The organism is Halomonas beimenensis (assembly GCF_002549795.1).
In the GTDB taxonomy this organism is placed as follows: Bacteria; Pseudomonadota; Gammaproteobacteria; order Pseudomonadales; family Halomonadaceae; genus Halomonas; species Halomonas beimenensis.
Window position 1 is genome coordinate 180,543 of sequence record NZ_CP021435.1, and the last position, 21,877, is coordinate 202,419.

Annotated in this window: 19 protein-coding genes and 2 tRNA genes; 15 read left to right on the forward strand and 6 right to left on the reverse strand. The window is 68.7% G+C overall.

What is annotated here, in order from left to right:
• The first annotated feature begins 128 nt into the window (after positions 1-128).
• The 15 genes from ftsH to BEI_RS00950 all read left to right on the forward strand — a co-directional run bounded on the left by ftsH (position 129) and on the right by BEI_RS00950 (position 16,085).
• Entirely contained in the window at positions 129-2,096 is a 1,968-nt protein-coding gene (gene ftsH, locus BEI_RS00880; protein ID WP_097787741.1) for an ATP-dependent zinc metalloprotease FtsH, read from the forward strand.
• A gap of 92 nt (positions 2,097-2,188) precedes the next feature.
• Complete coding sequence (gene folP, locus BEI_RS00885; protein WP_097787742.1) at positions 2,189-3,055, forward strand: dihydropteroate synthase; 867 nt, start codon at positions 2,189-2,191, stop codon at positions 3,053-3,055.
• Entirely contained in the window at positions 3,048-4,397 is a 1,350-nt protein-coding gene (glmM, locus tag BEI_RS00890) for a phosphoglucosamine mutase (RefSeq protein WP_097787743.1), read from the forward strand. The genes folP and glmM overlap by 8 nt, the downstream gene beginning before the upstream one ends.
• Before the next feature lie 72 nt (positions 4,398-4,469).
• Positions 4,470-5,219: a triose-phosphate isomerase gene (gene tpiA / locus BEI_RS00895; RefSeq protein WP_097787744.1), complete on the forward strand. Its 750-nt coding sequence runs from the start codon at positions 4,470-4,472 to the stop codon at positions 5,217-5,219.
• Between the two features lie 4 nt (positions 5,220-5,223).
• A complete protein-coding gene (secG, locus tag BEI_RS00900; RefSeq protein ID WP_097787745.1) occupies positions 5,224-5,589 on the forward strand; it encodes a preprotein translocase subunit SecG in 366 nt (121 codons plus the stop codon).
• 24 nt (positions 5,590-5,613) lie between these two features.
• A tRNA-Leu gene (locus BEI_RS00905) sits at positions 5,614-5,700 on the forward strand.
• Positions 5,701-5,821: 121 nt separating this feature from the next.
• A tRNA-Met gene (locus BEI_RS00910) sits at positions 5,822-5,898 on the forward strand.
• A gap of 221 nt (positions 5,899-6,119) precedes the next feature.
• Positions 6,120-6,581 carry a ribosome maturation factor RimP gene (gene rimP / locus BEI_RS00915; protein WP_097787746.1) on the forward strand — a complete coding sequence of 154 codons (462 nt, stop codon included), beginning with the start codon at positions 6,120-6,122 and terminating at the stop codon, positions 6,579-6,581.
• A 40-nt stretch (positions 6,582-6,621) separates the two neighbouring features.
• Entirely contained in the window at positions 6,622-8,115 is a 1,494-nt protein-coding gene (nusA, locus tag BEI_RS00920) for a transcription termination factor NusA (RefSeq protein ID WP_097787747.1), read from the forward strand.
• A gap of 27 nt (positions 8,116-8,142) precedes the next feature.
• Positions 8,143-10,653 carry a translation initiation factor IF-2 gene (gene infB / locus BEI_RS00925; RefSeq protein ID WP_097787748.1) on the forward strand — a complete coding sequence of 837 codons (2,511 nt, stop codon included), beginning with the start codon at positions 8,143-8,145 and terminating at the stop codon, positions 10,651-10,653.
• Positions 10,654-10,669: 16 nt separating this feature from the next.
• The gene (gene rbfA / locus BEI_RS00930) at positions 10,670-11,062 is read left to right on the forward strand and encodes a 30S ribosome-binding factor RbfA (protein ID WP_097787749.1); all 393 of its coding nucleotides are present in this window, start codon (positions 10,670-10,672) and stop codon (positions 11,060-11,062) included.
• The gene (gene truB, locus BEI_RS00935; RefSeq protein ID WP_097787750.1) at positions 11,062-11,988 is read left to right on the forward strand and encodes a tRNA pseudouridine(55) synthase TruB; all 927 of its coding nucleotides are present in this window, start codon (positions 11,062-11,064) and stop codon (positions 11,986-11,988) included. Before rbfA ends, truB begins: the two co-directional genes overlap by 1 nt.
• A 90-nt stretch (positions 11,989-12,078) precedes the next feature.
• Complete coding sequence (gene rpsO / locus BEI_RS00940; protein WP_097787751.1) at positions 12,079-12,348, forward strand: 30S ribosomal protein S15; 270 nt, start codon at positions 12,079-12,081, stop codon at positions 12,346-12,348.
• Between the two features lie 315 nt (positions 12,349-12,663).
• On the forward strand, positions 12,664-14,796 hold the full coding sequence (gene pnp, locus BEI_RS00945; RefSeq protein ID WP_193765188.1) for a polyribonucleotide nucleotidyltransferase: 2,133 nt from the start codon (positions 12,664-12,666) through the stop codon (positions 14,794-14,796).
• A 164-nt stretch (positions 14,797-14,960) separates the two neighbouring features.
• Positions 14,961-16,085: an MFS transporter gene (locus BEI_RS00950; RefSeq protein ID WP_227644532.1), complete on the forward strand. Its 1,125-nt coding sequence runs from the start codon at positions 14,961-14,963 to the stop codon at positions 16,083-16,085.
• 60 nt (positions 16,086-16,145) lie between these two features.
• On the opposite strand, the gene BEI_RS00955 is transcribed toward BEI_RS00950, so the two are convergent.
• The 6 genes from BEI_RS00955 to pcnB form a co-directional block, all read right to left on the reverse strand.
• The gene (locus BEI_RS00955) at positions 16,146-17,321 is read right to left on the reverse strand and encodes an acetyl-CoA C-acetyltransferase (RefSeq protein ID WP_097787754.1); all 1,176 of its coding nucleotides are present in this window, start codon (positions 17,319-17,321) and stop codon (positions 16,146-16,148) included.
• A gap of 139 nt (positions 17,322-17,460) precedes the next feature.
• Positions 17,461-17,841, reverse strand: a complete 381-nt coding sequence (panD, locus tag BEI_RS00960; protein WP_097787755.1) for an aspartate 1-decarboxylase — start codon at positions 17,839-17,841, stop codon at positions 17,461-17,463.
• 34 nt (positions 17,842-17,875) lie between these two features.
• Entirely contained in the window at positions 17,876-18,724 is an 849-nt protein-coding gene (gene panC / locus BEI_RS00965; RefSeq protein WP_097787756.1) for a pantoate--beta-alanine ligase, read from the reverse strand.
• Positions 18,724-19,515, reverse strand: a complete 792-nt coding sequence (gene panB / locus BEI_RS00970; protein ID WP_097787757.1) for a 3-methyl-2-oxobutanoate hydroxymethyltransferase — start codon at positions 19,513-19,515, stop codon at positions 18,724-18,726. Before panB ends, panC begins: the two co-directional genes overlap by 1 nt.
• Positions 19,516-19,630: 115 nt before the next feature.
• Positions 19,631-20,128, reverse strand: a complete 498-nt coding sequence (folK, locus tag BEI_RS00975; protein ID WP_097787758.1) for a 2-amino-4-hydroxy-6-hydroxymethyldihydropteridine diphosphokinase — start codon at positions 20,126-20,128, stop codon at positions 19,631-19,633.
• Positions 20,125-21,522 (reverse strand): polynucleotide adenylyltransferase PcnB, encoded by a 1,398-nt coding sequence (gene pcnB, locus BEI_RS00980; RefSeq protein ID WP_097787759.1) that lies wholly within the window; start codon positions 21,520-21,522, stop codon positions 20,125-20,127. The genes folK and pcnB overlap by 4 nt, the downstream gene beginning before the upstream one ends.
• Between the last annotated feature and the right edge of the window lie 355 nt (positions 21,523-21,877).

A 21,877-nucleotide genomic window follows, 5' to 3' on the forward strand; every position in this document is an offset into this window, starting at 1 on the left:
TGTCTGTGTCACAGTGGTCACAGGCGCCGGACCGCTCCCGGCCCATGCTGGCTGAACATGCGTCGCTAGGGTAGTGTCGAAGGTCCAGGCATGTTCGGCCGACAGATTCTTGCAATGAGGGTAGTCCCTTGAACGACATGGCGAAGAACCTGATTCTGTGGTTGGTCATCGCGGCGGTGCTGCTGACGGTGTTCAACAACTTCAGCGTCGAGAATGCACCCCAGACGATGAACTACTCCCAGTTCGTCCAACAGGTGCAGAACGAGCAGGTCAAGAGCGTGACCATCGATGGCTACACCATCAGCGGCGAACGCAACGACGGCTCCCAGTTCCAGACGATCCGGCCGGCCGCCGAGGATCCCAAGCTGATGGACGACCTGCTCGCCCACAACGTCACCGTGGTGGGCAAGAAGCCGGAGGAGCAGAGCCTGTGGACGCGGTTGCTGATCGCCAGCTTCCCGATCCTGCTGATCCTGGCCATCTTCATGTTCTTCATGCGCCAGATGCAGGGCGGGGGGGCCGGCAAGGGCGGCCCCATGAGCTTCGGCAAGTCCAAGGCCAAGCTGCTCTCTCAGGACCAGATCAAGACCACCTTCGCCGACGTCGCCGGCTGTGACGAGGCCAAGGAGGAGGTCGAGGAGCTGGTGGACTTCCTGCGCGACCCGACCAAGTTCCAGCGCCTGGGGGGCACCATTCCGCGTGGCGTGCTGATGGTCGGCCCGCCCGGCACCGGCAAGACGCTGCTCGCCAAGTCCATCGCCGGCGAGGCCAAGGTGCCCTTCTTCTCGATCTCCGGCTCCGACTTCGTCGAGATGTTCGTTGGCGTCGGCGCCTCCCGGGTGCGCGACATGTTCGAGCAGGCCAAGAAGCAGGCGCCCTGCATCATCTTCATCGACGAGATCGATGCCGTGGGTCGCTCGCGGGGCGCCGGCATGGGCGGCGGCAACGACGAGCGCGAGCAGACCCTCAACCAGCTGCTGGTCGAGATGGACGGCTTCGAGGCCAACGAGGGCATCATCGTCATCGCCGCCACCAACCGTCCCGACGTGCTGGATCCGGCGCTGCTGCGCCCCGGCCGCTTCGACCGCCAGGTGGTGGTGCCGCTGCCCGACATCCGCGGCCGCGAGCACATCCTGAACGTCCACCTGCGCAAGGTGCCGCTGGCGGACGACGTCAAGCCGTCGCTGATCGCCCGCGGTACCCCGGGCTTCTCCGGCGCCGACCTGGCCAACCTGGTCAACGAGGCCGCGCTCTTCGCCGCCCGGCGCAACAAGCGCCTGGTCGGCATGGAAGAGCTGGAGATGGCCAAGGACAAGATCATGATGGGGGCCGAGCGCCGCTCCATGGTCATGACCGAGAAGGAAAAGCTCAATACCGCCTACCACGAGTCGGGGCACGCCATCATCGGCCTGCTGATGCCGGAGCACGATCCGGTCTACAAGGTGACCATCATCCCCCGTGGCCGGGCGCTGGGCGTGACCATGTTCCTGCCCGAGCAGGACCGCTTCAGCCTGTCCCGCCAGCAGATCATCAGCCAGATCTGCTCGCTGTTCGGGGGGCGCATCGCCGAGGAGATGACCCTGGGGCCGAACGGCGTGACCACCGGCGCCTCCAACGACATCAAGCGCGCCACCGAGCTCGCCCACAACATGGTGGCCAAGTGGGGCCTGTCCGAGGAGATGGGGCCGGTGATGTACGACGAGGACGAGTCCCACCAGTTCCTCGGCGGCCCGGGCCAGGGCGGCAAGCTCAAGTCCGGCGAGACCACCACCAAGCTCGACAAGGAAGTGCGGCGGATCATCGACGAGTGCTACCAGCAGGCCGAGAAGCTGCTCGAGGAGAACCGCGACAAGCTCGACGCCATGGCCGAGGCGCTGATGCAGTACGAGACCATCGACGCCGACCAGCTCAAGGACATCATGGAGGGGCGCTCCCCGCGTCCGCCCAAGGACTGGGACGAGGGTGGTCCGGGCAGTGGCTCCCCGGTCACCGAGCAGCCGCAGGGGGAGTCTTCGCCCGCCGATGACGGCGACGAGGACGACGAGGAGCCGAGCCGTCGGCCCTCCGATCCCCTGGGCGGACCGGCCGGCGGCTGATCCGCGACACTCACCACCGGGCGCCCTGCGGGGCGCCTTCGCCGTGGCGGGGGCCGTGAGGCCTCCCGCCTCACCCGAACGCCTTCAGGACGATGATGCATTCCAGCACTCCCGCTTCCTTGCAGTGTGGCCGGCACCGGCTCGATCTCTCCTTTCCCCGCGTGATGGGGATCCTCAACGTCACTCCCGACTCCTTCTCCGATGGCGGCCACCACGTCGCCCTGGACGATGCCCTGCGACGCGCCGAGCAGATGCTCGCCGAGGGGGCCGCCATCATCGACGTGGGCGGCGAGTCCACCCGGCCCGGCGCCGAACCCGTCCCGGTCCAGCAGGAGCTCGACCGCGTGGTGCCGGTGGTGGAGGCCCTGGTGCGCGAGCTGGATGCCCTGGTCTCGGTGGACACCAGTACCCCGGAGGTGATGCGCGAGGCCTCGCGGGCCGGTGCCGGCATGCTCAACGACGTGCGCAACCTGCGCCGCGAGGGGGCCCTGCGCGCCGCCGCCACCAGCGGGTTGCCGGTGTGCGTGATGCACATGCTGGGCGAGCCCGGCGACATGCAGGAGGCGCCCCGCTACGACGTGCCGGTGGAGGAGGCGGTGACCGACTTCCTGGAATCCCGGGTGGCGGCCTGCGAGGCGGCCGGGCTGCGCCGCGAGCGGTTGATCCTCGATCCGGGGTTCGGTTTCGCCAAGACCGTCGAGCACAACCTGCGCCTGCTCAAGCACCTGGATCGTCTCGAGCGGCTGGGCCTGCCGCTGCTGGTGGGCATGTCGCGCAAGAGCATGATCGGCAAGGTGCTGGGGCGGCCGGTGGAGGAGCGCCTGTCCGGCGGCCTGGCGCTGTCCGCCCTGGCCGTCGAGCGCGGCGCGCGGATACTGCGCGTCCACGATGTGGGCCCCCACGTGGATGCGGTGAACATGACCTGGGCCGTTCTCAAGGAAGGGTGCGCCAATGACTAAGCGATACTTCGGAACCGACGGAATCCGCGGCACGGTGGGCGAGGCGCCCATCACGGCGGACTTCATGCTCAAGCTGGGCTGGGCCACCGGCCGGGTGCTGGCCCGCGAGAGCGGGCGGGCGCGGGTGCTGATCGGCAAGGATACCCGCATCTCCGGCTACATGTTCGAGTCGGCCCTGGAGGCCGGGCTGTCCGCCGCCGGCGTGGACGTCATCCTGCTCGGCCCCATGCCCACCCCGGGGATCGCCTACCTGACGCGCACCTTCCGCGCCGACGCCGGCATCGTCATCTCGGCCTCCCACAATCCGTTCGCCGACAACGGCATCAAGTTCTTCTCGGCGGCGGGGACCAAGCTCGACGATGCCCTGGAGGCCCGCATCGAGGCGATGCTCGACGAGCCCCTGACCACCGTGGCGCCGGACGCCCTGGGCAAGGCCCGTCGGGTCGACGATGCCGCCGGGCGCTACATCGAGTTCTGCAAGTCGACCATCCCCGACCGGGTGGACCTGCACGGCCTGAAGATGGTGGTCGACTGCGCCCACGGCGCCACCTACCACATCGCCCCCAACGTCTTCCGCGAGCTCGGTGCCGAGGTCGGCGTGATCGGCGGCGCGCCGGACGGGCTCAACATCAACCGCGAGGTCGGCTCGACCCATCCCGCCGCGCTGCGCGCCGCCGTCATCCAGCAGGGCGCCGACCTGGGCGTGGCCTTCGACGGCGACGGCGACCGGGTGCTGATGGTGGACGCCGACGGCCGCGAGATCGACGGCGACGACATCCTCTACCTGATCGCCCGTGACCGCCATGGGCGGGGCGATCTGGGTGGCGGCGTGGTCGGCACCCTGATGAGCAACTTCGGCCTGGCCGCGGCGCTGGAGACGCTGGGGATTCCCTTCGAGCGGGCCAGGGTCGGCGACCGCTACGTCATGGAGCGCCTGGCCGCCAACGGCTGGCAGCTCGGCGGCGAATCCTCGGGCCATATCGTCTGCGGTCACGTCCAGACCACCGGAGACGGCATCGTCTCCGCCCTGCAGGTGCTGTCGATCATGGTGCGCGAGGGCGCTTCCCTGGGGAAGCTGCTCGCGGGCCTGGAGAAGGCCCCCCAGATGCTCGTCAACGTGCGCCTCACGCCCGGGGCCGATGCCAAGGCGTTGATGGAGGCCCCGGCGCTCAAGTCCGCGGTGGCCGCCGTGGAGGCCGAGCTGGGCGACCAGGGTCGGGTGCTGCTGCGGCCTTCCGGCACCGAGCCGCTGATCCGGGTCATGGTCGAGGGCCGGCCCCACCTGGACGTGGACGGCCTGGCCCGACGCCTGGCCGGCGACGTCGAGGGGCTGCTGTCCTGACGCCGGAACCCTGGTTGTCTTGACAGGGCCGCTCCTATACCATTTCGCTCCACCTTGAAAGAGGGATGTCGCATGCCTACGCCGCTGATCGCCGGCAACTGGAAGATGAACGGGTCCCGGGCCCTGGTCGAGGAGTTCGCCCAGGCCTTCCGTGACGCCGACCTGTCGCCCGGGGTGGAGGTGGCGCTGATGGTGCCCTTCCCCTATCTGGAGGCCGCCGGTCGTGCCTTCGCCGGCACGCCCGTGGCGCTGGGCGCCCAGACCCTGAGCGACCAGCCCGCCGGCGCCTTCACCGGCGAGGTCAGCGGCGAGATGCTGGACGATTGCGGCGCCCGCCTGGTGCTGGTGGGGCACTCCGAGCGGCGCACGCTGTTCGGCGAGGACGACGCCGCCGTGCTGGCCCGGGTCAAGGCCGCCCTGGCGGTGGGCCTGACCCCGGTGCTGTGCCTGGGCGAGACCCTCGAGGAGCGTGACGACGGGCGGACCGAGGCCGTGGTGCTCGGCCAGCTCGAGGCGGTCTTCGACGCTCTCGCCCCCGACGAGCGGGGACGTCTGGTGATCGCCTACGAGCCGGTCTGGGCCATCGGAACCGGCCGCACCGCCACGCCGGAGCAGGCTCAGGCGGTCCATGCGGCCATCCGCGAGCGCCTCGGGCGCTACGGCGACGCCCTCGCCGCCGGCATGCAAGTCCTCTATGGCGGCAGCATGAAGGCCGCCAACGCCGCCGAGCTGCTCGCGCAGCCGGACATCGACGGCGGCCTGGTGGGCGGTGCCTCCCTGAAGGTCGACGAATTCCTAGCCATTTGCCAGTCAGCAGGTTGATTCCATGCAAGTTGCCATTCTCATGATCCATGTGGCGATCGCCATCGCCCTGGTCGCCCTGATCCTGCTGCAGCAGGGCAAGGGCGCCGATGCCGGCGCCTCCTTCGGCGGCGGCGCCTCCCAGACCGTGTTCGGTTCCCGGGGCAGCGGCAGTTTCCTGTCGCGGGCCACCGGCGTGCTGGCCGCGGCCTTCTTCGCCACCTCCCTGACCCTGGCCTACTTCGCCTCCCAGGCCGGCGAGGCGCCGGAAGAGGCGGGCATTCCCGATGCCGAGCTCATCGAGCAGCAGAATGCCGTGCCGACCCTTGACGACGAGGAGCAGGGTATGGATAATACTGCGCCAGTGCTGGAGGAAAGCGGCGGCAACTGAGCCGCGGATCCGGCCTCCCCTTATGCCGAAGTGGTGGAATTGGTAGACACGCTATCTTGAGGGGGTAGTGGCCTTATGGCCGTGCGGGTTCAAGTCCCGCCTTCGGCACCATCTTTGAAGCCGGCATGGCGACCTAGCGCCGAATGTCGAGCCTTCATAGCAGGATTGGCGGAGCGGTGTCTCCGACTTGACTCAAGCGTCGAGTCGGCATAGAATCACCGACCTAGATTGATGCGGGGTGGAGCAGTCTGGTAGCTCGTCGGGCTCATAACCCGAAGGTCATCGGTTCAAATCCGGTCCCCGCTACCATCTTCCTGGCAGGCATGCAGGTGTTTCAGGGGCATGCCAGAGAGCCGAAGTGGTATACAGGTTTCTTGTCAAAGCCCCTTCCTGTGAAGGGGCTTTTTGTTAGCAGCCAGCACGCCGGATCATGCCGGCGACGCTGTGCCGGGCAACGCCAATCAGCCACCTGACTTTCCTGTTCACTCCCGGCCAGGTGCCTGATGCAACGGCTGTAGGAGCTTTCTTCCGTGGCAACCAAGGATGCTGCGCTGCATGCGCTGATCGAACCGGTGGTGTCGTCCATGGGGTTCGAACTGTGGGGCATCGACTACCTGTCCCAAGGCAAGCACTCCCGCCTGGTGATCTACATCGATCACGAGGAGGGCGTGAGCGTGGACGATTGCGCGGATGTCAGCCGCCAGGTCAGTGCGGTGTTCGATGTCGAGGATCCCATCGCCGGGGAGTACCGGCTCGAGGTCTCCTCCCCGGGCATGGACCGCCCCCTGTTCACCCTCGATCAGTTCGCGCGCTATGCCGGCCACCAGGTGGCGGTGAAGTTGCGCGTGCCCTTCGACGGGCGACGCAAGTTTCAGGGGCTGCTGGCCGGCGTCGAGGGCGACGAGGTGCTGGTGCGGCTCGGCGACGAGGAATATTGCTTTCCCATCGAGAGCATCGACCAGGCGCGGGTCGTTCCGCAGTTCAAGGACTGAGGTCGGTGCAACAGGACGGGTTTTCTGGCGAGGCTAAGTCATGAGTAAAGAGATTCTGGCGGTCGTCGATGCGATCTCCAACGAGAAGGGGGTCCCCCGCGAGGTGATCTTCGAGGCCGTCGAGGCGGCGCTGGCCAGCGCGTCACGCAAGCGCTTCGAGGACGAGGAAGCCAGCGTACGGGTGCGTATCGATCGTCGTACCGGTGACTACGAGACCTTCCGTCGCTGGGAGGTCGTCGAGGACGACGACTTCGATGGGCCCGACGCCCAGATCAAGCTCTCCTATGCCCAGCGCCGGGACCCGCCGCTCGGCCTGGGCGACGTGGTCGAGGAGCAGATCGAGAACGCCGCCTTCGGGCGCATCGCCGCCCAGACCGCCAAGCAGGTCATCGTGCAGAAGGTGCGCGAGGCCGAGCGCGCCGAGGTGGTGCGGCTCTATGCCGACCGCGAAGGCGAGCTGGTGGCCGGTATCGTCAAGAAGACGACACGGGATGGCCTGATCATCGATCTGGGCGATAACGCCGAGGCCTTCCTGCCGCGCAGCGAGATGATTCCCGGCGAACGGTATCGCATGAACGAGCGGGTACGCGCGCTGCTGGTCAAGGTCGATCCCGAGGCCCGGGGCGCTCAACTGATCCTGTCCCGGACCTGTCCGGAACTGATCATCGAGCTGTTCAAGATCGAGGTGCCGGAGATCGCCGAGCAACTCATCGAGATCAAGGGCGCCGCCCGGGACCCGGGTTCCCGCGCCAAGATCGCGGTCAAGACCAACGACCGTCGCATCGATCCGGTGGGGGCCTGCGTGGGCATGCGCGGCTCGCGGGTCCAGGCGGTGTCCACCGAGCTGCAGAACGAGCGGGTGGACATCGTGCTGTGGGACGACAACCCCGCCCAGCTGGTGATCAACGCCATGGCGCCGGCGGATGTCGCCTCCATCCTCGTCGACGAGGATGCCCACGCCATGGACGTGGCGGTCGCCGAGGACAACCTGGCCCAGGCCATCGGCCGCAGCGGCCAGAACGTGCGTCTGGCCTCCGAGCTCACCGGCTGGCGTCTCAACGTCATGACCGAGGCCGAGGCCGAGGCCAAGCGAGATCAGGAGATCGACAGCCTGGTCGAGCACTTCATCCAGCACCTGGACATCGACGAGGACGTGGCGCGCCTGCTGGTCGAGGAAGGCTTCACCTCCCTGGAGGAGGTCGCCTATGTCCCGGTGGAGGAGATGCTGGAGATCGAGGAGTTCGACGAAGAGCTCATCGAGGAGCTGCGCGCTCGCGCCAAGGACGAGCTGTTGAACCTGGCCATCGCCTCCGAGGAGGAGCTCGATGGGGCCCAGCCGGCCGACGACCTGCTGGAGATGGAAGGCATGGAGCGTCACCTGGCGTTCATCCTGGCCAGCCGGGGCATCGTCACCATGGAGGACCTCGCCGAGCAGTCCGTCGACGATCTGACGGACATCGAGGGGCTGGACGAGGAGCGCGCCGCGGCACTGATCATGACTGCCCGTGCGCCCTGGTTCGAGAGCGAACAGTAAACGGGTCACGGGCTGAGGAGGGTCGTAATGTCAGAAATGACCGTTAAGGATTTTGCAGCGAAGGTGGGGCGCGATGTCCCCCGCCTGCTGGAACAGATGAAAGAAGCCGGGCTCAAGCACAAGTCCGAGGCCGACGCCGTGTCCGAGGAGGACAAGCGCCAGCTGCTCGACTACCTGACCAAGAGCCACGGTGGCGAGGGGGCGGCGCCCAAGAACCGCATCACCCTGACCCGCAAGACGCGCAGTCGCATCAAGACCGGCGAGCGGGGCAAGAGCATCGAGGTGCAGGTTCGCAAGAAGCGCACCTACGTCAAGCGTGAGGAGAAGCCCGCCGAGGAGCCTAAGGCCCAGGATCATGGGCCGCGCCAGCTGGTCGGCGACATGGCCGAGGCGGAAGCCAAGGCCGAGGCCCAGGCCGCCGAGGAGGCCAAGCGCCGCGCCGAGGAGCAGGCCGCCCGCGAGGCCGAGGAGAAGGCCAAGGCCGAAGCCGCCGTGCCGGCCGAGCCGGAGATCCCGGTGCCCGAGCTCGAGACCGCCGCGCCGGCCCCCGAGGAGGCCCCCGCGCCGCCCAAGGAAGGCCGTGGCGAAGGCCGTCGTGCGGCCGTCAAGAAGGCCAGCGGCAAGGCCGGCAAGAAGGGCCGCGGCGAGCGGGACGACGACGATCGCAGCGAACGCGAGGAGCGTCGTCGCGGCGGCAAGAAGGCCAAGCGTGCCGAGCGTCGCGGCGGCCGGCGTGGCGGCCAGGGCGGCGGCAAGCACGGCTTCCAGAAGCCGACCCAGCCGATCGTCCGCGAGGTCTCCATCCCCGAGTCCATCAGCGTGGCCGACCTGGCCGACAAGATGTCGATCAAGGCCAACGAGGTCATCAAGACCATGTTCACCATGGGCGCGGCGGTGACCATCAACCAGACGATCGACCAGGACACCGCGGCCATCGTGGTCGAGGAGATGGGCCACAAGCCCAAGCTGGTCAAGGACGATGCGCTGGAGACCGAGGTCCTCGAGGGCATCTCCTACGAGGGCGAGGAGATCAGCCGGTCGCCGGTGGTGACCGTCATGGGTCACGTCGACCACGGCAAGACCTCGCTGCTCGACTACATCCGCCGGGCCAAGGTGGCCACCGGCGAGGCCGGCGGCATCACCCAGCACATCGGCGCCTACCACGTCGAGGACGATCACGGTGGCGTGACCTTCCTCGACACCCCGGGCCACGCGGCCTTCACCGCCATGCGTGCCCGCGGCGCCAAGGCCACCGACGTGGTGGTGCTGGTGGTGGCCGCCGACGACGGCGTCATGCCGCAGACCATCGAGGCCATCGAGCACTCCAAGGCCGCCGAGGTCCCGATGGTGGTCGCGGTCAACAAGATCGACAAGCCCGATTCCGATCCGGACCGGGTCAAGAACGAGCTGTCCCAGCACGGCGTCATCTCCGAGGAGTGGGGCGGCGACACCCAGTTCGTCCATGTCTCCGCCAAGTCCGGCGAGGGTATCGAGGAACTCCTCGAGGCCATCCAGCTGGTCTCCGAGGTGCTGGAGCTCAAGGCCGTGCCCGATGCGCCCGGCAAGGGCGTGGTCATCGAGTCGCGCCTGGACAAGGGCCGCGGCCCCGTGGCCACCGTGCTGGTCCAGAACGGCACCCTGAAGAAGGGCGACATCGTGCTCGCCGGCCTGCACTACGGCCGCGTGCGCGCCCTGACCAACGAGCTCGGCAAGCAGGTCGACGAGGCCGGTCCGGCCATGCCGGTGGAGGTCCAGGGCCTGGACGGCACCCCCGAGGCGGGTGACGACTTCATGGTCCTCGACGACGAGAAGAAGGCCCGCGAGGTCGCCAACTTCCGTCAGGGCAAGTACCGCGAGGTGCGCCTGGCCCGCCAGCAGAAGGCCAAGCTGGAGAACATGTTCAGCCAGATGGGCCAGGAAGAGGCCGCCAAGCTCAACATCGTGCTCAAGGCCGACGTCCAGGGCTCCCTGGAGGCCATCAAGGGCGCGCTGGAAGAGCTGTCCACCGACGAGGTGCAGGTCTCCGTGGTGTCCTCCGGCGTGGGCGGCATCACCGGCACCGACGCCAACCTGGCGCTGGCCAGTGAGGCCATCGTGGTCGGCTTCAACGTCCGTGCCGACGCCGCGGCTCGCGAGATCATCGAGCGTGAGGGCCTGGAGCTGCGCTACTACAGCGTCATCTACCAGCTCATCGACGAGGTCAAGCAGGCCATGAGCGGCATGCTCGAGCCGGAGTGGAAGGAAGAGATCGTCGGCGTGGCCGAGGTCCGCGACGTCTTCCGCGCGCCCAAGATCGGCGCCGTCGCCGGCTGCATGGTGGTCGAGGGCACCGTCTATCGTCACAAGAAGATCCGTGTCCTGCGCGAGAACGTGGTCATCTACGAGGGCGAGCTCGAGTCCCTGCGCCGCTACAAGGACGACGTCAACGAGGTCCGCAACGGCATGGAGTGCGGCATCGGCGTGAAGAACTACAACGACGTCCAGGTCGGCGACAAGATCGAGGTCTTCGACCAGGTCAAGGTCGAGCGGACCCTCTGATCGCCAGGAGCCGAGCATGCGCGAATTCCAGCGTACCGACCGGGTGGCCGACCAGCTCCAGAAGGAGCTGGCGGTCCTCATCCAGCGCGAGATCAAGGATCCGCGACTGGGCATGGTCACCGTCAGCGGGGTCACGGTCAGCCGTGACCTCGGCTACGCCGACGTCCACGTGACCCTGCTGGGCGAACAGGACCCGGAGCGCATCAAGGAGAACCTGGTGGTGCTCAAGCGCGCCGCCGGCTTCCTGCGCAGCCAGATCGCCCGACGCATCAAGCTGCGCCATGTCCCGGAGCTGCGCTTCCACTACGACGAGAGCGTGGTGCGCGGCCAGCGGCTGTCCTCGCTGATCGACGAGGCGGTGGCCAGCGACCGGCGTCGTCACGACGACGACGAGGGAGCCGAGGACTGATGGCGCGTCGGCGGCGCGGACTCCCGGTGGATGGCGTGCTGCTGCTGGACAAGCCCCAGGGGGTGTCCAGCAATCACGCCCTGCAGCGGGCGCGGCGGCTGTTCCAGGCGCAGAAGGCCGGCCACACCGGGACCCTCGACCCCATGGCCACCGGCCTGCTGCCGGTGTGCTTCGGCGAGGCCACCAAGTTCACCGCCTACCTGCTGGAGGCGGACAAGACCTATCGCACTCGGGTCGAGCTCGGCGTCATCACCGACACCGGAGATGCCGAGGGCGAGGTGGTCGAGCGCCGCACGGTGCCGCGCCTCGCCGAGGCCGAGGTGGCGGCGGTGCTCGACCGTTTCGTCGGCGAGATCGAGCAGGTGCCGCCGATGCACTCCGCCCTGAAGCATCAGGGCCGCAAGCTCTACGAGCTGGCCCGCGAGGGCAAGACCGTCGAGCGTGCAGTGCGTCGCGTGAGGGTGTATGATGCGCGCCTCCTGTCGTTCGAGGGCGATGCCTTCGAGCTGGAAGTGCGCGTGAGCAAGGGCACCTACATCCGGACCCTGGCCGAGGACATCGGCGAGGCGCTGGGCTGCGGGGCCCACATCAGCATGCTGCGCCGGCTCGGCACCGGTCCCTTCGAGGCGGAGGGCATGGTCACGCCCGAGGCCCTGGAGGCGCTGCCGGACCAGGCGGCCCGCGAAGCGCTGTTGTTGCCGGTGGACGTGCTGGTGGCCGGGCTGCCCCGCCGCGAGCTGGACGAGCGGGCGGCACGACGCCTGCGACATGGCCAGAGCGCCGGGCTGGAGACGGGCGAGCTGCCCGTCGACACCCTGGTGCGACTCTACCGCGACGAGACCTTCCTGGGGCTCGGCGTGGTGCGCAAGGCCGGGGAGATCGCCCCGCGCCGACTGCTGAGCACCGCCCCGGCGGACTCGGCATGAACCCGCCGGCCCGTGGCCGGCGTGGAGACTGCAAATATGCGTGGTCTCCGTACATTCATCACTCAGGCATATTGCTGACTGGAGAGACAGATGGCACTGACCGCTGAACAGAAGGCCGCAATCGTCAACGAATACGGCCGTGGCGACAACGACACCGGTTCCCCCGAGGTTCAGGTGGCCCTGCTGACCGCCAACATCGACGGCCTGCAGGATCACTTCAAGACCAACAAGCAGGATCACCACTCCCGCCGTGGCCTGATCCGCATGGTCAACCAGCGCCGCAAGCTGCTGGACTACCTGAAGCGCAAGGACTTCGAGCGCTATCAGTCGCTGATTCAGCGCCTCGGCCTCCGTCGCTAAAGAAAAGGGTAATTCGCTACTGCGCTCGATATCCTGGCCGCCGGCGGTGCCGGGGCGCCGGTCCGATCGGAATCCTCATGTAGCAGGCTACACTCCGGTTCCTGCGCGCCGGCGGCGACCAGCCTCTCGTCGCTCGTAACGCGAATTCTCCCTTTCCTTGATGTAGACGTCAGAACGGGCAGCCCCTAGGGGCTGCCCGTTTTGCGTTTGTGGACGCGAGTCGCTTAACCGGTGGCCCTCGCGGGCGTCAACCCCTAAAATGGTCGCCGAGTCGAAACGACCCGAACATGAAACGAAAAGTTGAAGGAAGTCGCCGTGAACCCGGTCAAGAAAACCTTTGAATACGGTCGCAGCACCGTCACCCTGGAAACCGGGCGCATCGCCCGCCAGGCCACCGGTGCCGTGATGGTCACCATGGACGACACCGTGGTGCTGTGCACCGTGGTGGCAAAGAAGGAGGCGCGGCCCGATCAGCCGTTCTTCCCGCTGTCCGTCCACTATCAGGAGAAGACCTACGCGGTCGGCAAGATTCCCGGCGGCTTCTTCAAGCGCGAGGGGCGTCCCACCGAGAAGGAGACCCTCACCTCGCGGCTGATCGACCGTCCCATCCGCCCGCTCTTCCCCAAGGGCTTCATGAACGAGGTCCAGGTCATCTGCACGGTGCTCTCCACCGACCGCAACCATGATCCGGACATCGCCGCCATGCTCGGCACCTCCGCCGCGCTGGCCGTCTCCGGCGTGCCCTTCAACGGGCCCATCGGCGCCGCCCGGGTCGGCTTCAGCGAGGACAAGGGCTACTTCCTCAACCCCACCGTCGAGGAGCTCACCGACTCCGAGCTCGACATGGTGGTGGCCGGTACCGAGAAGGCGGTGCTGATGGTCGAATCCGAGGCCAACGAGCTGCTCGAGGACGAGATGCTCGGCGCCGTGCTCTACGGTCACCAGGAGATGCAGACCGCCATCGCCGCGATCAACGAGCTGGCCGCCGAGGCCGGCAAGCCCAAGTGGGACTGGCAGGCGCCCGCCGAGAACACCGCCCTCAAGGACGCCCTGGCCCGGGACTTCGAGGCCAAGGTCGGCGAGGCCTACCGCATCACCGACAAGATGGCTCGCCAGGACGCCCTGGCCGCGCTGAAGGACGAAGCGGTCGAGCAGCTGGCCGGTGAGGAGGAAGGCCGGTTCGATGCCGACGAGGTGAAGGGGGCCTTCGCCGGCCTGGAGAAGCGCGTGGTGCGCTCCCGGGTGATCAAGGGCGAGCCGCGCATCGACGGCCGCGACCTCAAGACCGTGCGGCCCTTGAACATCGAGGTCGGCGCCCTGCCCAAGACCCATGGCTCGGCGATCTTCACCCGCGGCGAGACCCAGGCCATCGTGGTGGCGACCCTCGGTACCCTGCGCGATGCCCAGCTCATCGAGTCCCTCGAGGGCGAGCGCAAGGATCGCTTCCTGCTGCACTACAACTTCCCGCCCTACAGCGTGGGCGAGGCCGGCTTCATGGGCGGTCCCAAGCGCCGCGAGATCGGCCACGGCCGCCTGGCCCGACGCGGTGTCCAGGCCATGCTGCCCAGCGAGGAGGACTTCCCCTACACCATCCGGGTGGTCTCCGAGATCACCGAGTCCAACGGCTCCAGCTCCATGGCCTCGGTGTGCGGCTCCTCGCTGGCCCTGATGGACGCCGGCGTGCCGATGAAGGCCCCGGTGGCGGGCATCGCCATGGGCCTGGTCAAGGACGACGAGGGCTTCGCCGTGCTGACCGACATCCTGGGCGACGAGGATCACCTGGGCGACATGGACTTCAAGGTCGCCGGCTCGTCCGCCGGCGTCACCGCCCTGCAGATGGACATCAAGATCGAGGGCATCGACGAGGAGATCATGGAGCAGGCGCTGCAGCAGGCCCACGAGGCCCGGCTGCACATCCTCGAGCAGATGAACGCCGTGATCGGCCAGAGCCGCGCCGAGGTGTCCGAGAACGCCCCCTCCATGGCCACCATCAAGATCGACCCGGAGAAGATCCGCGACGTCATCGGCAAGGGCGGCGCCACCATCCGCAAGATCTGCGAGGACACCGGCGCCTCCATCGACCTGGACGACGACGGCACCGTGCGCATCTACGCCGAGGAGAAGGCCTCCGCCAAGGCGGCCATCGATACCGTGCTGGCGATCACCGCCGAGCCGGAGATCGGCAAGCTCTACCGTGGCAAGGTGGTGCGCATCGCCGACTTCGGTGCCTTCGTCAACATCATGCCCGGCACCGACGGCCTGGTGCACATCTCCCAGATCGTGCCCGAGCGCGTCAACGACGTGCGGGACTACCTCAACGAGGGTGACGAGATCGTGGTCAAGGTGCTGGACATCGACAACCGGAACCGGGTGAAGCTCACCATCAAGGAGATCACCCCGGAAGAGAAGAGCGCCTTCGAGGCGGAGGAAGCCGAGACCGCGATCTGATCGCTTCCCAGGCTTTCCACGCCGCCCCCGCAGCCCGCTGCGGGGGCGGCGTCGTTTGAGACCCTGATACGAGCGAGTGGAGCAAAGGAGGCGATATGGACATCGGTCAGACCGCGAGGCGGGAGGCTGCGGGGGCAGGAGCCTGGTGGGCCGTTTGCGCCGTCATGGCAGGCATCTTCCTGCTGGTCACCGCCGAGCAGCTGCCCATCGGGCTGCTCTCCCAGGTGGCCGCCGACCTGGGCGTCACGCCCGGGCTGGCCGGCCTGATGGTCACGGTCCCCGGGGTGGTGGCGGCCTTCGCCGCGCCGCTGCTGCCGGTCGCGGTCGGACGCCTCGACCGCCGTGTGCTGCTGGCGGGGCTGATGGCGGCGATGACCCTGGCCAGCCTCGCCTCGGCCCTGGCCGGAAGCTTCCTCGCCTTGCTCGCCGCCCGCATGCTGGTGGGGGTGTGCATCGGCGGCTTCTGGGCCATCGCCGGCGGGCTGGCGCCGCGCCTGGTGGACGAGGCCCGGGTGCCCCGGGCCATGACGGTGATCTTCGGCGGAGTCGCCGCCGCCGCGGTGCTCGGCGTGCCGCTGGGGACCTGGCTCGGCGAGTCGAGCCACTGGCGGCTGGCCCTCGGCGCCCTCGGGGGGCTGAGCCTGGTCACGGCATTCGCCCTCTGGCACTGGCTGCCGCCCTTGCCGGCCGACCAGCCGGTCAGGCTGGGGATGCTGGTCGCCCAGGTCGGCCACCGCGGCGTGCGGGTGGCGGTGGCCGCCACGGCCTTCATCGTCACCGGCCATTTCATGGCCTACACCTTTATCAGCCCTGTCCTGCAGGAGATCAGCGGCATCGGGCTGCCGCACATCGGCAGCCTGCTGCTGCTCTACGGGGCGGCGGGCATGGTGGGGAACCTGGTGGCCGGGCGCCTCGCCGGCCGGCATCCGTACCGGGCGGTACTGGCGATCCCGGTGCTGCTGGCCCTGGTGGTACTGGCCTATCCGTGGCTGGGGCGGGTGGCGGCGCTGGGCGTGGCTCTCTTGATGGTGTGGGGGGCGGTCTTCGGGGCGATCTCGGTGAGCGTGCAGAGCTGGATCCTGCGCACCGCGCCCAACACCGAGGCGGCCACGGCCCTGATGGCCTTCGTCTTCAACCTGTCGATCGGCCTGGGTGCCCTGCTCGGCGGGGTCGTGGTCGACGCCATCAGCCTGAGCGGGGCGCTCGTCGCCGCCGGCGCGGCCTTCGGTGCGGCGGCCTGGCTGGTGGGCCGCACACCGGCGGGCATCGTCGCCGCGCCGGCCCGCTGAGCCAAAACGCAAGCGCCCCCGCCGAGGGCGGGGGCGCGGGAGGCGGGATGCACCGGGGGATCAGCGCTCGATGGCGAGCGCCACGCCCTGCCCGCCGCCGATGCACAGGGTCGCCAGGCCCTTCTTGGCGTCCCGGGCGATCATCTCGTGGACCAGGGTCACCAGGATGCGGCAGCCGGAGGCGCCGATGGGATGGCCCAGGGCGATGGCGCCGCCGTTGACGTTGATCCGGTCGGCGTCCCAGCCGAGCTCCTTGTTCACCGCCAGGGCCTGGGCGGCGAAGGCCTCGTTGGCCTCGATCAGCTCCAGGTCGTCCAGGCTCCAGCCGGCCTTCTCGAGGCAGCGGCGGGTGGCCGGGGCCGGGCCGATGCCCATGATCGCCGGATCGACGGCGGCGTTGGAGTAGGCCTTGATGCGGGCCAGGGGTTCGAGGCCGAGCGCCTGGGCCTTCTCCGCGGAGCAGATCATCACCACGGCGGCGCCGTCGTTGATCGAGGAGGCGTTGCCGGCGGTGACGGTGCCGTCCTTCTTGAAGGCCGGGCGCATGCCGCCGAGCTTCTCGGCGGTGACCTCGCGGGGGTTCTCGTCGGTGTCGAAGACCAGCGGGTCGCCCTTGCGCTGCGGGATCTCCACCGGGACGATCTGGCCCTTGAACTTGCCCTCGCGAATGGCGGCGGCGGCCTTCTGCTGCGAGCCGGCGGCGAACTCGTCCATCTGCTCGCGGGTGATGCCGTACTTCTCGGCCAGGTTCTCCGCGGTGATGCCCATGTGATAGTCGTTGAAGGCGTCCCACAGGCCGTCGTGGACCATGGTGTCCAGGGCCTTCCAGTCGCCCATCCGCTGGCCGGTGCGGGAGTGGGGCAGCACGTGGGGGGCCAGCGACATGTTCTCCTGGCCGCCGGCCAGGATCAGCTCGGCGTCGCCGCAGCGGATGGCCTGGGTGGCCAGGTGCAGGGCCTTGAGGCCCGAGCCGCAAACCTTGTTGATGGTCATGGCGGGAACGCCCTCGGGCAGGCCGGCCTTGATGGAGGCCTGACGGGCGGGGTTCTGGCCGACACCGGCGGTCAGCACCTGGCCGAGCAGGACCTCGTCGACCTGGTCGGGGGCGACGCCGGTGCTGGCGAGGATGTCCTTGATGACATGGGCACCCAGGTCGCTGGCCGGGATGCCGGCCAGGGAGCCGCCGCAGGCGCCGACGGCGGTACGACGGGCGGCGACGATCACCACTTCTTGCATGAGGAATACTCCTGAAGTTCGCGGACGGGCGTCCGCTCAGCATAGGGGACTCTTGTGCGCTGCGGCAATCCCCGACGACGGAAAATGACCGAACTTCAGTATAGGCAAGGGAGGGGCCGGGGCGATGCCCCGGCACGGCTCAGGCGAGCTGGACGGGGATGGCGTTGCTGGTGTGGCTGATCACGTTGCCTTCCTTCAGGTACACCAGCGCGGGCTCGTGGGCATCGAGCTCGGCGTCGGTGTACTGGGCATAGCTGCAGATGATCACGCGCTGGCCTTCGCCGGCCAGGTGGGCGGCGGCGCCGTTGACCGAGATCACCCGGGAGCCCTCCTCGGCGCGGATGGCATAGGTGGTGAAGCGCTGGCCGTTCTCGACGTTGTAGATCTGGATCTGCTCATTCTCGCGGATGCCGGACATGTCCAGCAGCTCGCCGTCGATGGCACAGGAGCCCTCGTAGTTCAGCACGGCATGGGTGACGCGGGCCATGTGCAGCTTGGCCTTGAGCATGGTGGTCAGCATTCGAGCACTTCCTCTCGTGGCGGCGGCCGGGCCCTCAGCGGGGGAGGGTCAGCGTCAGGTTGTCGATCAGGCGGGTCGAGCCCAGGCGCGCCGCGGCCAGCAGCACGGCGTCGCGCGTCGTCTCGCCGACCGGGCCGAGGTCGGCGGCACGCAGTTCCAGGTAGTCGGGCGCGAAGCCTGCCTCGCTCAGGCGGGCCAGGCCCCGCGCCAGCGTGGCCTCGGTCGGCTCGCCGGCCTCCAGGGCATCGCGCAGCGCACACAGGGTGCGGTAGAGCTCCGGCGCCCGGGCGCGCTGGGCGTCGTCCAGGTAGCCGTTGCGCGAGGACAGCGCCAGGCCGTCCTCGGCGCGAACGATGGGCACGCCCACCACCTCCACGGGCAGGTGGAGATCGGCGACCAGCCGGCGGATCACCGCCAGCTGCTGGTAGTCCTTCTCCCCGAAACAGGCCAGGTCGGGCTGCACCAGGTGGAAGAGCATGGTGACGATGGTCGCCACGCCGTCGAAATGGCCCGGGCGCGAGCCGCCGCACAGCCCCTGCGATACCTCGGGTACGCTGACCCGGGTCTGGGCGTCGAGGCCGCGCGGGTAGATCGTGGCCTCGTCCGGGGCGAACAGCAGGTCGCAGCCGGCCGTCTCGAGCCGCGCCTGGTCCGCCGCCAGGGTGCGCGGATAGGCGTCCAGGTCCTCGCTGGGCCCGAACTGCATGGGATTGACGAAGATGGTGGCGACCACCACGTCGGCCCGGCGACGCGCCTCGGTGACCAGCGCCAGATGGCCGTCGTGCAGGTTGCCCATGGTCGGCACCAGGCCGACGGTCCGGCCCGCCCGGCGGTGGGCCGCCAGGGTCTCGCGCAGGGCGGGGATCGCGTGCAGGGTCCGCATCAGAAGGAGTGCTCCTCGGCGGGGAAGCGCCGCGCCTTGACGTCCTCGTGGTAGCGCCGGAAGGCACCCGGGATGTCCTCGGCCTCCGCCATGAAGTTCTTGACGAAGCGCGGGGTCCGCCCGCCGGTGACCCCGAGCACGTCGTGCATCACCAGGATCTGGCCGTCGGTGTGGGCGCCGGCGCCGATGCCGATGACCGGCACCTCCAGGGCCTCGGCCACGGCACGGCCCAGGCTCGCCGGCACGCACTCGAGCAGGATCACCGAGGCGCCGGCCTCGACCAGGATGCGGGCATCCTCGAGGATGCGGCTGGCCTGGTCGGCGTCGCGGCCCTGGCCCTTGTAGCCGCCGAGCTGGTAGACGGTCTGGGGCGTCAGGCCCAGATGGGCACAGACCGGCACGCCCCGGCGGGTCAGCTCGCGGATCCCGTCGGCCATCCAGGCCTCGCCCTCCACCTTGACCAGCTCGGCCCCGGCGCGCATCAGCTCGCCGGCATCCTGCAGCAGTCGCTCGGTGCTCGCGTTGCTCATGAAGGGCAGGTCCACCATCAGCAGGCTCGCGCCCTTGCCCCGGGCCACGCAGCGGGTGTGGTAGCAGACCTCGTCGAGGGTCACCGGCAGGGTGCTGGCGTGCCCCTGGAGCACCATGCCCAGGGAATCGCCGACCAGCAGGACCTCGATCCCGGCGTCGCTGGCGGCGCGGGCGAAGGACGCATCGTAGGCGGTCAGGCAGCTGAAGGTCTCACCGGCGCGCTTGAAGGCCTGGAGCGTGCTCAGGGTGACAGGTTTCATGGCGTGCTCTCGTGTCGTTCGCGGACGGCCGGCGTGACGCCGGGTCCCTGTGTAACCCGCAATTGTTACCCGAAGCGGGCGGAGGTGTCGATAGGTAACACTCGGCCGTCACCGCTCAGGGTTCGGGTAACACCGGGCGCAGGCCGTCCCGTGTCAGGTCGTCGGCGAGGTCCGCCACGCACCGGCCATCGGGCAGCGACAGCTCCGGCGCGAGCTCGGCCAGGGGCACCAGGACGAAGGCCCGCCGGGTCATCTCCGGATGGGGCAGGATCAGCCGCGGCGTAGCCATCCGTCGCTCGTCGAAGAGCAGCAGGTCCAGGTCCAGGGTGCGGGGCCCCCAGCGGCGTCCCCGGACCCGGCCATGGCGCTGCTCCAGGGCCTGGAGCTGGTCGAGCAGGGCCAGCGGCGACAGCCGGGTCTCCAGCTCGGCCACGGCATTGACGAAGTCGGCCTGGTCGGCGGGGCCGACGGGGCGGCTGGCGTAGCGACGCGAGGCCTGGCGACGGCGGGTCAGCGGCAGGGCGTCGAGCTCGTCCAGGGCGCGCTCCACATGCTCGTGGGGCCCGTCCAGGTTGCTGCCCAGGCCGATCCAGGCGCGATGCGGCGGGTTCATGACTCGCCGGAGGGCTTGCGTGGCTTGCGACGGCGACGACGACGCTTGCGCGGCGCGCCGCTGCCGGCGGGGTCGGCGCCGGCCTTGCTCAGCAGTCGTCGCTGCTCGTGCTCGTCGGCGTCCTGGAAGGCGGTCCACCAGTCGCCCAGGCCCGGCTCGAGTTCGCCGGCCGCCTCGCGGATCAGCAGGAAATCGTAGGCGGCCCGGAAGCGCGGGTGTTCCCGGGTCTGGAAGACGCGCTTGCCGCGACGCAACGGCAGGCGCTGCTGCAGGTCCCAGATGTCGCGCATCGGCAGACTGAAGCGCTTGGGGATGGCGACATGCTGGAGCTGGCGGGAGATGACCTGCTGGGACGCGGCCTGCAGCGCGGGGATGGGCGGCATGCCATCGTCCTCGAGCGCCTTCTGGCGTTGCTGGACGGGTCCCCAGAGCAGGGCGGCGAAGAGGAAGGCCGGGGTCACCGGGCGTTCCTCGTGAATGCGCTTGTCGGTGCTGGCCAGGGCCTGCTCGATGACGGCCTCCGCCCAGGGCAGCTCGGCCATGGCCTCGTCGGCCTCGGGGAACAGCATGGCGAACAGGCCATAGTCGCGCAGCAGCCGGAAGGTCTCCACGCCATGACCGGCCATGAACAGCTTGAGCACCTCATCGAACAGACGGGCCGGCGGCACCTGGAGCAGCAGCGGGGCCAGCTCGGCGATGGGCGCCTCGGTCTCCGGGGCGAGGTGGAAGTCGAGCTTGGCCGCGAAGCGCACGGCCCGCAGCATGCGCACCGGGTCCTCGCGGTAGCGGGTCGCCGGGTCGCCGATCAGGCGCAGGGTGCGCGACTCGATGTCCCGTACGCCGTCGGCGAAGTCGTGGATCGAGAAGTCGGCGATGCTGTAGTAGAGGGCATTGACCGTGAAGTCCCGGCGCAGGGCGTCTTCCTCGATGTTGCCCCAGACGTTGTCGCGCAGCAGCATGCCGTCGTCGGACTGTTGGGCGATATGGTCGCCATGGTCGTCGCCGGGCTTGCCGCGGAAGGTGGTCACCTCGATCACTTCGCGGCCGAAGCGGACATGCACGATACGGAAGCGACGGCCGATGATCCGCGAGTTGCGGAACAGCTCCCGGACCTGTTCGGGCGTGGCATCGGTGGCCACGTCGAAGTCCTTGGGCATGCGGCCCAACAGGGAATCGCGGATGCAGCCCCCCACCAGGAAGGCTTCATGGCCGGCGTTGTGCAGCCGGTACAGCACCTTGAGGGCGGCGTCGCTGAAGTGCTGGCGCGATACCGGATGCTCCTGACGGGGAATGACGCGCAGCACGGGGCGGCTGGCGGACGCGTCCTGCGGGCCGAACAGCGACCGGAGATGCTCGCCGGGGCTCTGCAGGAAGCGGGTAAAACCTTTGATCATGCGGCGTTGTCGACTCGCGGGGGATTCGAAAAGCGTTGAGTGTAGCGGACCCCCGACACCTTGCAAAGCGTGGGGGGTTCTGGCAAGCGTCGTCCGGAAAGGAAACGGGGGAGGCCGTTGGCCTCCCCCGTGAAGCAGGATGCAGCATCCCTGCTGCTGATTCTTCTTCGTGATGGCGCATCGCCTTGAATACGCACCACAGTCACCAAGGAATTTTCAGGCAAGCAATGTTGTTGTCTTTGTTGACGTTCCTGAGGGCGACCGCCTCGTATTCAAAACAATAATCCAACCACGACGGCATGGTGTTTGCCTCCCCCCGCCGTCTTGTTGTTGTTGACGGGGGTGCACCTGGCGG